This is a genomic window from Fodinibius salsisoli (genome assembly GCF_026229185.1).
Classification (GTDB): domain Bacteria; phylum Bacteroidota; class Rhodothermia; order Balneolales; family Balneolaceae; genus Fodinibius; species Fodinibius salsisoli.
In genome coordinates, this window is record NZ_JAGGJA010000003.1 from 413079 (window position 1) to 427517 (window position 14439).

At 44.1% G+C, this 14439-nt stretch carries 8 protein-coding genes; 2 read left to right on the forward strand and 6 right to left on the reverse strand.

Features of this window, described 5'->3' with window-relative positions; all coding sequences use genetic code 11:
• Positions 1-39: 39 nt before the first annotated feature.
• From J6I44_RS06580 to J6I44_RS06595, 4 genes are all read right to left on the reverse strand, one after another.
• On the reverse strand, positions 40-1674 hold the full coding sequence (locus J6I44_RS06580; protein WP_265765223.1) for a RagB/SusD family nutrient uptake outer membrane protein: 1635 nt from the start codon (positions 1672-1674) through the stop codon (positions 40-42).
• Between the two features lie 30 nt (positions 1675-1704).
• On the reverse strand, positions 1705-5130 hold the full coding sequence (locus J6I44_RS06585; protein ID WP_265765224.1) for a SusC/RagA family TonB-linked outer membrane protein: 3426 nt from the start codon (positions 5128-5130) through the stop codon (positions 1705-1707).
• Positions 5131-5208: 78 nt separating this feature from the next.
• Positions 5209-6258: a FecR family protein gene (locus J6I44_RS06590; protein ID WP_265765225.1), complete on the reverse strand. Its 1050-nt coding sequence runs from the start codon at positions 6256-6258 to the stop codon at positions 5209-5211.
• Positions 6259-6457: 199 nt separating this feature from the next.
• Positions 6458-7090, reverse strand: a complete 633-nt coding sequence (locus J6I44_RS06595; protein ID WP_265765226.1) for an RNA polymerase sigma factor — start codon at positions 7088-7090, stop codon at positions 6458-6460.
• A 657-nt stretch (positions 7091-7747) separates the two neighbouring features.
• Between J6I44_RS06595 and J6I44_RS06600 the strand changes: the two genes are divergently transcribed.
• Both J6I44_RS06600 and J6I44_RS06605 read left to right on the forward strand, forming a co-directional pair.
• On the forward strand, positions 7748-8743 hold the full coding sequence (locus tag J6I44_RS06600; protein WP_265765227.1) for a LacI family DNA-binding transcriptional regulator: 996 nt from the start codon (positions 7748-7750) through the stop codon (positions 8741-8743).
• Positions 8744-8750: 7 nt separating this feature from the next.
• A complete protein-coding gene (locus J6I44_RS06605) occupies positions 8751-9611 on the forward strand; it encodes an endonuclease/exonuclease/phosphatase family protein (protein WP_265765229.1) in 861 nt (286 codons plus the stop codon).
• Between the two features lie 215 nt (positions 9612-9826).
• Here the strand turns inward: J6I44_RS06605 and J6I44_RS06610 are convergent, their stop codons facing one another.
• Entirely contained in the window at positions 9827-10618 is a 792-nt protein-coding gene (locus tag J6I44_RS06610) for a carboxylesterase family protein (protein WP_265765231.1), read from the reverse strand.
• Positions 10619-10832: 214 nt separating this feature from the next.
• The gene (locus J6I44_RS06615) at positions 10833-14330 is read right to left on the reverse strand and encodes a methylmalonyl-CoA mutase family protein (RefSeq protein WP_265765232.1); all 3498 of its coding nucleotides are present in this window, start codon (positions 14328-14330) and stop codon (positions 10833-10835) included.
• Positions 14331-14439: the final 109 nt, after the last annotated feature.

A 14439-nucleotide genomic window follows, 5' to 3' on the forward strand; every position in this document is an offset into this window, starting at 1 on the left:
TTTTCTATTCCTAATATTCTTTTAATCCTGCTAAGCCACTCACTGTTTGTTGGCTTCACCTGCTCCCTGCTGATTGGAAAAATCATAGGGTACGGGCTCTTCCATTAAGTTGGGGTTCTGAACTATATCTGCTTCGGGGTATGGCAGATTAAAATCACTATGTTCAGCTGTTATATTCGTAGGTGGTTCAGTATAGGTCGTATCTCCTCCCTGGGTATATTCAAACGACATATTTCGCTCCTGCTGATCGATAAAATCAAGTACAGCATTGGGTTCGTGATGATGCCATCGTACCAACTGAAACCAGTTTTGGCCTTCATAGGCCAGTTCCTTCCATTTCTCAAGAAGTATATCGTGATGAGTGATAGAGGTTTTAGAACTTAGCCCTGCCCTGTTGCGAACCGCATTATAATATTGCAGTGCTTTGGAATCGCTGGTCGATTGCTGATTGCCAAGTTCGGCCTGAGCATAGATTAAGTATACCTCTGCCAGCCGCAGCATATAGGTATTAATGCCGGTTCGCATAAAACCGACTCGGCCATCATTGTCAGAAGGACGACCAATTATATATTTTTTGATAGCAGATCCCGGACCACTGGCGCCTGTGCCCTCGTAGGTATATCCTCCCTCTTCCTGCATCAGCTCAGGATAGTGATCACCATTCAGCATGAACGTTGCCTTTCGGCGCTGGTCATTGGGGGCGTACTGTTGGAGTAACCAAGCCGAAACTCCCGTTCCTCCTCCCCAGCCATCTCCAACGCCTGTAAGGGCCGCTTCCGCTGCAAAATAGGCCTGCGTAGTATTCTGAACTCCCCACGTACTACCTTCATACGTCCACTGCAAGGCAAAGAGAGATTCTTCACTGTTTTCATTTTCGAGTTTAAATAGATCCGCATAATTATCTAACAGGCTTAAGCCACTCTCTTCAATCACTTGTCGGGCATAGTCTTTGGCTGTATTCAACTCTTCCTGATCTAAGTTTCCACTGCCTTCCGCCCTGAACGTAGCTCGTGCATGGTGTAGCCGAGCAAGCATGCCCAAAGCCGACCATTGCGTTACCCGACCCGGATCGTCTGTTGGCGACAAATGTTCAGCTGCATATTCAAAGTCATTAATCGCAAATTGGTAAACATCTTCAGCTAAATTTCGACGTACATTCGGTTGATCAATCAGCTTGGCCGGATCTGTCAGGATAGGCACTGCTCCCCAAAGCTGAGCAAGATAGGAATAGGCATATCCCCGCATGAAACGTGCCTCTGCTATGGCCCGCTCCTTGCTTTCATCGGGGATTCCTGAAGCAGCCTTTTCGCGTATATTTTTAATCGTCAGGTTGGACTGCGAAATAGCCAAATACAATGATCTCCAGGCCTCATTCAGCCGATCGTTGCCAGAGGTAATACTGAACAACAGAAACTGCTCATAGCCGGCATCGGTCGTAATCATATTTCCTGCTCGCGAGTCTCCCACTGTAAATGAGGCCTTATCATTATAATCGAACCATACCGTATTATACAGCGGAGCAGTAGCCATACGGAGATCCGACTCTGAGGCATAAAAATTATCTGCCGTTAGCTGATCCTGAGGAGGGCGCACGAAAAATGAATCACTACACCCTGCCAAACCGCCGGTCAGCATCATAGCTATAAGCACGATATAAATACTATTCTTCTTCATAACACTAAGCTGTTTTTCTTTTAACATTTCCTATAGTCCAATATTAATTCCAAGTGTAAATATGCGTTGAGAAGGATATCGGCCATTGTCGATACCCATCAAAAGTGGATCGGAGGTTTGGGAACCAATCTCAGGATCATAACCCGAATAGCCGGTGAACGTGTGCAGGTTCTCCACACTGCCATAGACCCGGAGGTTTCTCAAGTTAAAACGCGAAGCCAGATTTGTTGGCAAGGTATAGCCCAGCGTTACATTTTTAATCCGCAGGTAAGTACCATCTTCTACAAATCGTGTAGAAGGACGCTGATTATTGTTCGGATCTGAAGTAGTAATGCGTGGAACGGTGGTTTCCGGATTGGTTACAATCACATCATCCACATTGGCATCCAGGCTGTTGGGATCGAGCCGGGCATAATCAAATACAGATTCCAGCATGCCAAAGTCACTGGCCGGATTTTCATTCTGGCGGCGGACCTGATTAAAAATCTTATTCCCATAATTCCCATTTAAGAAAACAGAAAAGTCAACATTCTTATAGAAAAACTTGTTGGTTATTCCGTACTGAAAGTCCGGCATTGGGTTGCCAATGATGGTACGGTCTTGTTCATCAATTATGCCATCGTCATTAAGATCCTTGAATTTAAGGTCACCCGGCCACACTCCATTTACCGGATTGATTGCATTATTCTGGGTTGCATGGCTCCGGATGTCTTCAGCATCCTCAAAGACGCCTTCTACCACATAACCAAACAATTGTCCTACCGGTTCTCCTACAATGGTACGGGTGGCCGTATCAAAAAAGTTAATCTGCCGGTCAATAATACTGTTTTCACTTTTCAACTCGGTAACCGCATTTCGGTTCATTGACAATACAACATCAGACTCCCACCGGAAATCTCCTTCCATGTTTATGGTATTCACAGAAAACTCAATACCTTTATTTTCCAGCTGGCCAATATTATCAATAGGCGTATTAATAGAACCGTTACCAGAGGTACCAGCCAGAAGTGGCAGCGGCACGTCTGTCAGCAGGTCGTGGGTACGTTTTATATAGGCATCAACCGTAAAGTTGATTCGGTGTCTGAGCACACTCAGATCAAGTCCGGCATTGATTGATTCGGTTGACTCCCATCGCAACCCGGTATTGCCTAAATTCTGCGGCCGTACCCCATTCCCCCACTGTGTTTCGACAATCGTAAAGGTATCGATGAACCGGTTGTTTGGAATATTTTGATTACCTACGAAACCATATCCCCCTCGCAGTTTAAGTTCGTCAATAAAATTGACATCCTGCATAAACGATTCATTCGAGATTCGCCATGCTAATGCTACGGATGGGAAATAGCCCCAACGATTCTGTTCAGAAAAGTTTGACGACCCATCAGCACGGAGATTACCCGTCAGCAGATATCGGTCGTCATAGGTAAAGTTGAGCCGGGTAAAAAAAGACTGTAATGAGCTGGACCCGGAATAACTGCTATTTTGTGCAGTCTGGGCATCACCGGCGGCTAATTCGTGCAGGTTATTGGTTGGGAAACGCTCTCGGGAACCACTCAGCCCTTCCCACTGATTGACTTGCACCTCGTGCCCCACCATCGCATTTACCGATAGATCCTGATAGGTATTGGCATAGGTCATATAGTTTTTAACCTGCCAAAAAGTACTGTTACTGGAACTTCTGTTACTCGAATTCAGATCATTAACCCGCTCATTAAACTCATATGTGGGATTAAAGACATAATTGTTGGTATAACCGAAGGTTCCGTTCATTTCATTACGAAGCGTCAGGTTCTCATGGAAGTCTATCTCTGCATACAAATTTCCAATTACCTGCGATCTTTTCTGCTCGTTCGTATTCAGTTGGGCCAAAGCTACCGGATTTTCGAGAGTAAATTCACTTTGCGAAGGACCGCCCCAACTGCCATCCGGGTATTTAACGGGAATATCCGGACTTTGACGAATGGCCATATTTACAATATCATCATTAGAAACATTAATATTTTCATTCGTCCTGCTCAGGTTCAGGCTGGTACCGACCTTCAACCAGGTAGTCGGATTATTGTCAAGATTCAGGCGGAGCGAATACCGCTGAAAATCGGATTCAATGGCAATCCCCTGCTGGTCAAAAAATCCAGCCGATAACATATACTGGGTAGATTCGGTACCACCACTGACCGACACATTATGCTTGGTCATAGGCGCATCTCGATAGAGCACATCCTGCCAGTTCGTCCCATCACCCAATATAGAAGGGTCTGCAAATTCTGGCTGAGCACCCCATCCCGCAATTTCAGCCTGCCTGTTTCGGTACTGGGCATACTGGCGTAAATTCATGACATCCAGTTGGTTGGGCAACTGTTGTATGCCAACATAACCGTCGTAGTTAACCTGTACATCGCCGGCCTGGCCCCGTTTCGTTGTGATAAGCACCACCCCATTCGAGGCCCGGGAGCCATAGATAGCTGCCGCAGAAGCATCTTTTAGGATATCAATAGACTGGATATCACTGGGGTTCAAGGTAGCCAGGGGATTGGTTATCCCGTTGTCCGAATCGCCTGAAATGGGAACTCCATCAATTACATACAACGGCTCAGAACTACTTTGCAGCGTATTAACGCCCCTTATTTGCATTGAAACTCCACCACCGGGTTTACCCGAGTTTTTCATGACCATCACCCCGGCCGTTCGTCCCTGCAGCGATTGATCAAAAGTACTCGTTATCGAATTTTCCAAATCCGTTGCACTAACAGAAGAAATGGAGCCCGTAAGATCTTCCCGGTTACTACTTCCATAACCAATGACAACCAGTTCATCTCCTTCAATGGTTTGCGGAACTAGCTGAAGATTAATTTCTGTACGACCATTTATAGGTACCTCTTGCGTTTGGAAACCCACAAAAGTAAAAATGAGTGTATCTTGCAAGCTTGGTGCATTAATCTGATAATTTCCACTCATATCGGTTGTAGCTCCTATCTGGGCTCCCTTGATACGAATGTTTACCCCCGGCAACGATTCGCCACTGGTCGATTCTGTGACCTTACCGCTGACGACCTCCTCAAATGCTACGACCGACGGTCCATCAGAGGCTGGCTTTTCCATAATAACGTAGGTATGATCCGTTTGCTTTTTATAGGTTAATCCTTTTTTGGACAATACCTTTCCAAGTAAATTAGCCAGACTATCAGTTTCTATACTTGTAATAGACACATACTCCTCTGCAACCAGACGGTTATCAAATAAGAAAGAAATATTGTGGGAATCTTCTATCTTATTTAAAATGGACTTCAAAGAAACAATTTGCTGTACTTTCTTATCCAACAGCAGGTCCCCCTCATTAGAGGTAAAATACTGCGTTGTAGATTGACTATATGCCTGACTGCACAGGCCGGCAAATCCACAGATTACCATAACCATACAGATTCTTACGGAAGCATAAAATTGATTTGTCTTCTTCATATCGACCGAGTTAAGATTGACCATTACTTATTTAGACTTTTAAACATTTATTGCATTCTTACATCTTTTCATAAAGACCTATTTACCGACATAAACTGCTTCGTCCCTGACTGTTATAGGTGTATCTAAGGTATTAGACAGTGCGGAGGTAATTACTTCCAGGCTTGAATTGTCGATCGCTCCAGAAATAGTCCGTTCGTATAGATCTGCTTGCCTAACTACTACTTTGATACCAAATGTATTTTCCAGTCGGTCCACTACATCAGCCAAAGGGGTTTTATCAAATACCAGCTGGTAGGTAGTCCACGAACTATAAACCTCTGTATTAACCAAACGGGACCTGATGTGTTTGCTATCAGCATTGAATTCAGCTAATTCTCCGGGCTTCATCACCGTTTCTCTGCTTTCCCTGTTCATAGGAGCTAAAGCCACACTCCCTTCTTCCAGAACTACCTGTGTACCTTGATTCCGGGTAGAAACCACAAATTCTGTCCCCATTACCTTTACATATCCTGCAGATGTTCGCACTTTAAAGGGAGCATCTCCGGGATTCTCTCTCTTTGCTACCGAGAAATGGGCCTCACCGTCCAGAAAAACTTCAACCTCATTAGAGTCCGCAGGATCAACGGTATAAACTAAATTTGAATGGGCATTCAATATTATCCTGGATCCATCATTCAGCTTAATTGTTTTCTGTTCTCCGTATTCTGTAACTATTTCATTCCGGACAATTTGCTCTGCCTGTTCCTGAGACTCCTGGCTATTTAAAAAGTTTACGGCTATACCAGTAGCTGCCACGACCAAAAAGACAGCCGCCGCTCTGAAGAACCATTGCAACTTATTTTTAGGATGAAAATTGTAAGACTTGTTGGATGAGGCTCCCTCTGCCTTTTCAATACGTTGCTGAAGTTCTTCCCAGGCCCGATAGCGATCAGGATTAGAACCGGGCTTAATTGTAAAACCTGCTATCTCTCTGTGTGCCCGCTTAGCCAGAGAGCGATTCTTCGGATTATCGGCTACCCACTCATCCCAGTATACTTTCTCTTTTGGATTTGCCCGACCATTAATCCATCTCTGAAATGATTTGTTATGAACCAGTTCGTTAAAACCGTAATCTGCTTCTTTCACAGGCTTAAAATCTATTCTTTGAGTTTTATTTCAAGGAATAGACGTTTGTGAAATCAATTTGTACTCAAAAAAATTTAACTAATTGCAAAAGCAGAAAATAATTCCCGCAAAAACCGAAATTAAATATGTCTCAGAGAGGGCTAAATACTCAATAAGGGTTATTAAGCCAAACGGGGTTCCATCTAATGAATTTAGTTCCTTAGATAAGATGTAGAAGACCTGCAATGATTACACCAACCAGCACTTCAGTCCTGAGTAGTGCCCGTAGTGACTCTATAGCTCTATAAATATAATTGCGGCAGGTCTGATAGTTGACATCCATAATCTGCTCTATCTCCTGATAACTCATCCCTTCATAAAATTTTAGATATAATACTTCGCGCTGTCGTGATGATAACTGATCGATTGCCTTCTTTAATTCGCTGTGCCGGATGGAACTTTCTTCATTATTTATAATTAATTCTTCTGCAGAAAACTGCATTTTCAACCGACTATCAGCAAACTTATCCAAATATTTTCTTTCGGCCTGTTTTTTACGATAGGTATCAATAATACTTCTTCTCAAGGAGGTCCATAAGTAAGTCCTCACGGCCTCTACCTCGTCAAGCGTATCTCTCTTTTGCCAAACATAAAGAAATAACTTCTGGACATGATCTTTGGCCATACCCTTTTGGCCGGTTAACTTTAAAGCGTAATGAAACAAATCATCATAATGCCGATGAAATAACAATTCAAAGGCATCTCGATCGCCTTCCAATACCGCAGACCATACTCTTACATCACTATTATCCCCTGTCCTGTATCTATTTTTAATTTGTATCGGTCTACCCATAAAATCCTGTTTTTCTTAAACCTATTGTATAATCGATCCTTTATGAGCCACAGTTAGTTCGTAAAGCCCCCACAGTATATTAATATTGCTATAGGACGTCTTCCTGCTATAACGGATTTGTTTATTACCAACAACTACTGAACCCCACCTTCAACTTCTCAACCTCAATTTTTATTAAATTAAATGAGAAATGGTTTTATACAAATGAAATTTATTTTAATTAAATTAAAAAACAAAAGAAATACTACCGATAAACATTAACGAAAAACCTTAGGGATAATATTCTGATTACGTTTAGTCGTTTTCAAAAAGAAGTGACAGTTAATCATAGAATTAAGCACTTTATTGCACAATAATCTTTTTCGGCAATCGTATAAAAACCTTTTCGATTTTATAAAAAACTCCAATGTATTTCTTATATTTATTGATGAAAATTTAATGCTATTTTATGGAGTGAGGCAAATTAGCTCTCTGTTTTAGTTAGCAAGCACCTAAGCCCTCTTTTTGAATCTCATTGTGCTAAACCAAGAAATTTGCTCTGATTAACAAGATCAACCATATATTAAATTAATTAGATTAATAAATTAATTAGCCTTATTTTTAAAACAAATATTGCTTTAATATAATTAATATTTAACCCAACAATACTTTTATACCTTGAAAGTAACACTAAAAGACATAGCCGAAGATACCGGATATTCTATATCAACCGTCTCAAGAGTTCTAAATGGATTTGATACAAATCCTGGGACAAAAGAAGCTATTTTAAAAAGCGCTCGCAAACTTAACTACCCTATTCAAAATTTTGACCATGCTCTGGAATCTAATGACATGCTCGAAATATTGCTCATTACCGGCATTGAAGTGGGAGAATTTTATGCCTCTTTCTTTGATGGCTTGAATAAAGCTGCTTCTCGTCAAAATGTACGACTCAGCTTGGCAAGTCTGGAAAATCGCATTCCCAAGATCGAAGATATTGGAAAAGAAATTGAGGAAGAAGATTTCGACGGACTTATTATCAATGTTCCACGCTTTTCAAAAGAACAGTATAATGAGTTAAAGAAGGTTCTGCCTGAAGACTTTCCAGTCGTCTCCAATGAAATTCTTGACAACCCTGTATTTGAAACCGTCGGTTTTGATAACTATGGCGGTGGACAACTCGTAGCCCAGCATTTTGAAGATCAGGGATATACCACCTGCGGTATTGTTCGTGGCCCCAGCGACAAAAACGTATCCCGACAGCGTGCCCACGGTTTTGTAGATTATATCAGGCAGAGCGATTCCATGAGCTTAACCTGGGAGTTTGAAGGGAACTTCAGTTTTGAAGCAGGTATTGAAGCTTTCAATGACTATAATGAACAAGATGCCCCTCCCCAAGCTGTTTTCTCTGGTAATGATAATATGTGTCAGGGCTTCATGCAGCAGGCTATGGTAGAGGGTTATGAATTCCCTGACGATATTGCTATCGTTGGTTATGATGATCTGCCGATCTGTTCACGACATCGTCCTAAAATATCATCGGTACATACCAATTATGAGCATTTGGGAATTGTTTCCATTCAACGAATGAAAACGTTATTGGAGAACAAAAATCTTCCCAAAAATATGATGAACCTTGTTCCTACCAAATTAGTTACAAGAGAGTCATCTTAGCATACTTATGAAACATTTTCTTTCTAAAGTTGCATTTTTCTGCTTGTTTTTGGGTTCGGTGGGTGCATTAAGTGCCCAACCGGCCCAACTTCAAGTCATGTCGTATAATATTCGTTACGATAATCCCGGTGATGCCCCCAATCACTGGGACAATCGTAAAGATAAAGTGGCGAATCTTCTTCAGTTCTACAATCCCGCCTTTATAGGAACCCAGGAAGCCTTATTTCATCAGCTTGATTACCTCGATCAAAGTCTGCCCCAATATAACTGGATTGGCCAAGGGCGAGATGACGGAAAAAAAGAAGGCGAATTTTCTGCCCTTATGTATAATACGAATGCCGTTCAGTTGGTAGCAAATTCTGACAGCACCATTTGGCTTTCCAAAACACCGGATATGCCCAGTAAAAATTGGGATGCCGCCCTCCCCCGGATTTTAACGTGGGGTGAGTTCAAAATAAAATCCAATGGAAAGCATATTTTTGTTTTCAACACGCATTTTGATCACCGAGGTGAACAAGCCCGTGCTGAAAGCGCAAAGATTATTCTCCGCACCATCCAAAAAATAGCGGGTAACTTACCCGTCGTTTTGACTGGAGATTTCAATATTATTGACACGAGCAAACCCTATCAGATCCTCACCTCTACTTTCCTGGCTGATGCAATAAACACTTCTCAGTTACCTCACGTAGGCGCTGAATTTACCTACAGTGGCTTTGGCGTTCGGGCCCCTGATGATGGTCGCCGTATAGACTATATTTTCACTAATAGTAAGGTAGACGTCCTCAAACATGCCATCATCACCTCTTTTCAGGATGGGTATTTTCCTTCTGACCATCTGCCTGTATTAGCAGAAATCAGCCTGAAATAACTTGACTATTGTATTGAGTAAATGCAGAGCTGTTTTAAGCGTCCACGCTTGAAACAGCATAATGTTTAAGTCATACTCTCTAAGATGAAGCACACCTATCAGGTGTACCCCATCAATGCCATTTAGTATGGACGTTCGATGGTACAGCCCGGCGGGTAAATAAAATTCAGCTTTTTTAAACAGGAATGCCTACGGCATAGCATATAGAATTTACATTAATTATTGCTGCTTAACTCTTTGCTGAACATCCACTCGTAGAGTCGAGGGTTACGATATGCATAAACCCAGGCCTTTACATGACCCGCATCCGGATACTCTGTAAAACCCGGCTTACCTCCTGCCATTTGTATAGCATCAACCATTGCACGAGAATAGCGCACATCAACGGCGTTGTCTTGAGCACCATGAAACACCCAAACAGGCATATCATTGAGCAGAAAGGCACGCGTTATATCACCGCCTCCACAGATGGGCGCTGCAGCAGCAAACTTCCGGGGAAAACGCTCGATGAGGTCAAAAGTTCCAAAGCCGCCCATGGATATGCCTGTTACGTACAACCGATTACTATTGATAGCATATTGCTCCTGTATCTTCTCAAGCAACTCGATAGTCAGCTGCATGGGCTGGGTGGGGGTATCCCCCATGGGAGCCGTAAAAGTAGTTGTATCACGGATACCACTCAACGAGGCCCATGAACTGTCTTTGGGAACCTGGGGAGCTACTACAAAGGCCGGATATTCTTCCCTAAACGTAGGATCGGCAAAATGCGCTGCGCCCCACTTTAGCTGGCTATAGTTATCATCGCCTCGTTCACCCGCTCCATGCAAAAAGAGCACCAGCGGATACGATTTTGTAGAATCATAGTCAGCGGGTTTGAGCAATCGATAATTCAATTCATTTCCATTAGCATCTTTATACACATGCGCCTCAAAATCAGTGATTTGTGCTGAAGTTAATAACGGAAAACTCATGAACAGCAGGACTATAAGGTATTTTTTGATCATCATAATATGGTTTTATCGCTGAATTAATTTCTCCGACTATAATTCCCAGTTATCAGAAAGGCATATAATAAGACACTTGGGCAAAAAACTCGAAAAGAGATTGATCTCACTGAAAGGCTATCTGAAAAGGCTTTGTAAAATCATGCTGTGATAAGCGTCCACGCTTATCACCCATGGCTCTATTTATTTCAGGCGTGGACGCTTGAAATAGCAAGAATCACATATTGCGACGATACTGCCCCCCAACCTCATACAAGGCTCGGGATATCTGTCCCAGTGAAGCCACTTTTACCGTCTCCATCAGTTCCTCAAAGATATTACCATCCTTGCGGGCTACCTCTTTGAGCCTTTTGATAGCCTGCTCCGCCTCTTCTTCATTGCGATTCCAAAACGCCTCCAAACTGTCAATCTGTTGCTCCTTCTCTTCTTTGGTCGATCGAATCAAATCCACTTTCTTTTCTTCCTCTTCGCCAGAGGCCCCTTCATTCTGAAAGGTATTGACCCCGATAATCGGCAGCTCGCCACTGTGTTTTTTGGATTCATAGTATAGGCTTTCATCTTGTATTTTTCCCCGCTGATACATATGCTCCATTGCACCTAAAACGCCGCCACGCTCCGTCAGCCGATCGAACTCAGAAAGAATAGCCTCTTCCACCAGATCCGTAAGCTCTTCAATGAAGTACGAACCCTGGTTAATATTTTCATTCTTGGCGGTGCCCATCTCCTTATTAATAATCAGCTGAATAGCCAACGCCCGGCGTACAGACTCTTCGGTGGGCGTGGTGATCGCCTCATCATAAGCATTAGTATGCAGGGAGTTACAATTATCATAGACGGCCATCAGCGCCTGCAGGGTCGTACGGATGTCATTAAACTGAATTTCCTGGGCATGCAGGGACCGTCCACTGGTTTGGATATGATACTTCAGCTTCTGCGATCGCTTGTTGGCTCCATACTTTTCTCGCATCGCCACAGCCCAGATACGTCGGGCTACACGCCCAATAACGGCATATTCCGGATCCAACCCATTGCTAAAAAAGAACGAAAGATTGTGGGCAAAGGTATCAATATTCATACCGCGCGACAGGTAGTATTCCACATAAGTAAAACCGTTGGCCAGCGTAAAAGCGGCCTGCGTAATGGGGTTCGCCCCCGCCTCCGCAATGTGATAGCCCGATATTGAGACCGAATAATAGTTACGTACCTTGTGATCTGTAAAATACTGCTGGATGTCGCCCATCATCTTGAGCGCAAACTCGGTCGAAAAGATGCAGGTATTTTGCGCCTGGTCTTCCTTCAGGATATCCGCCTGAACGGTCCCCCGGACCACAGCAAGCGCCCGTTCTTTAATTTGCTCATACGTTTCTTCATCCACCAGTTTATCACCGGTGATACCCAACAGCCCAAGACCAAAGCCATCACTACCGGATGGGAGTTCCTCATGATATTCAGGAGCTTCTACGTCTTTTTGCTTAAAGTACTGCTGGATTTGTTTCTGAGCCTGCTCCCACCGCCCCTGCTCTTTGAGATACCGCTCTACCTCCTGATCAATGGCCGTATTCATAAACATTGCCAAAATCATCGGGGCCGGACCGTTAATCGTCATAGAAACAGACGTTTTGCGGGAAGTCAGTTCAAAGCCGGAATAAAGCTTCTTCATATCATCCAGCGTGCAGATACTAACGCCGGAATTGCCCACCTTGCCGTAGATATCCGGACGATGATCGGGATCTTCGCCATAGAGGGTCACTGAGTCAAAAGCCGTGGAAAGACGTGCTGCGGGCATTCCTTCGCTCAGATAATGAAACCGCTTATTGGTACGCTCGGGGGTTCCCTCTCCGGCAAACATACGGGTAGGATCTTCCCCCTCTCGCTTGAACGGAAAAACCCCGGCCGTAAATGGGTAGTAGCCCGGCAGATTTTCTTTCAGGGCAAACTTAAGCTGTTCGCCCTTATTTTTGGTTTTTGGAAGCGCCACCCGCGGAATTTGAAGTCCACTGAGCGACTCGCGAAACATCTCATTTTTAAAAGTCTTATTCCGTATTTGAACTTCCACCTCTTCCTGGCGATACCTCTCATAGAGCTCATCCCAGCGATCTAAAATCTTTTGGCACCGAGAGTTCAACTTACTGAGCCAATGCTCTCGCATCTCCTGTAATTTCTGCTCAAAGTCGTTACTTTCGTCCGGCTGCCAGCGTTCTACTTGCTCCAGAGTACCGACTACCTGGTCGAGCTTTTCAGCAATCTCAACCTGATCTTCAGCCCAGCTGTGATAATCACGTATAGATTCGGAAATTTCTGACAAATAGCGCTGCCGTTTACCGGGAATGATTGCCTGGGCCTGAATATCCTCGGCCGGCTCGGGATTGCTATAAATTTGTGTTTCCCAATTCAGGCTATAATAATCGTTAATCTCATTTACCAGCGCTTTGAACAGCCGATTCACGCCCTCATCATTAAACTGTGCCGCAATAGTAGGATACACCGGCATCTCATCCGCCTTGAGGTCCCAGGCGCCACGATTACGCTTCATCTGTTTTCGAACATCGCGGAGAGCATCCAGCGAACCCTTTTTCTCAAATTTATTAAGCACCACCAGCTCGGCCAGATCGAGCATATTTATCTTTTCGAGCTGCGTGGCCGCACCATACTCACTGGTCATCACATAGAGCGGGATATCCGAAATATTCACAATCTCGGTATCACTCTGACCGATACCGCTGGTTTCCACAATCACCAAGTCAAAGCCGGCCGTCTTACATATCTGGATGGCTCCCTGTACGGAACCACTGGTAGCCCGGTTGGTGGCCCGGGTAGCCAGGCTGCGCATATACACCCGCTCCGGGTCCAGGCTATTCATCCGGATGCGATCCCCCAGCAGGGCCCCGCCGGTTCGTATTTTAGAGGGATCGATAGAGATCACAGCAATATTCAGATCCTCAAATTCAGTCAGAAAACGCCGTACCAACTCATCGGTAAGCGAGCTTTTCCCGGCTCCTCCGGTACCCGTGATGCCTATCAAGGGAATGGCCTGCCCGTTTTTGGTAGCCTGAACGACACTGCCCTGTCCGTCGAGCAACTTACCATCTTCGAAGCTGATGATCTCATCATGGTTATTCTCAATAGCTGAAATGCAGCGGGCTATCGTTTTTGCATCTTTCTGGATAATGTTTTGTACATCAATGTCTTCTATGTCGGCCGTATCAAAATCACACTTCTCCAGCATATAATTGATCATGCCCTGCAAGCCCATCGTGCTTCCATCTTCCACCGAAAAGATCCGGCTCACCCCATAGTCGTGCAGCTCTTTAATCTCATCCTCTACAATAACGCCCCCGCCCCCGCCAAAGACGTTAATATGAGAAGCACCGCCTTCGGCCAGTAAATCCACCATATACTTAAAGTACTCCATATGCCCCCCTTGGTACGAGCTAATGGCAATGCCCTGCACATCTTCCTGGATAGCGCAATCCACGATCTCCTGTACGGACCTGTTATGGCCCAGATGGATAACCTCGGCACCGCTGCTCTGCAAGATGCGGCGCATAATATTGATGCTGGCGTCATGGCCATCAAACAAGCTGGCAGCCGTCACAAAACGAATTTTATGCTCAGCCTCATAAACCTCTGGCCGGGATAACTTGCTTGGCTTACTTTTTGATTCAGCAGATTTTTGACGGGACGCTGGGTCGGAAACAACAGTATCTTGGCTCATAACTGACAACCTTTGTTATTTTAGGAAGTAACATACCTTTATTTAAGCCCTCTTTGATTTAAGGTAAGAAAAATGTAGCTATTTTTTGAGCCTTCAAATCTGTTCTTAG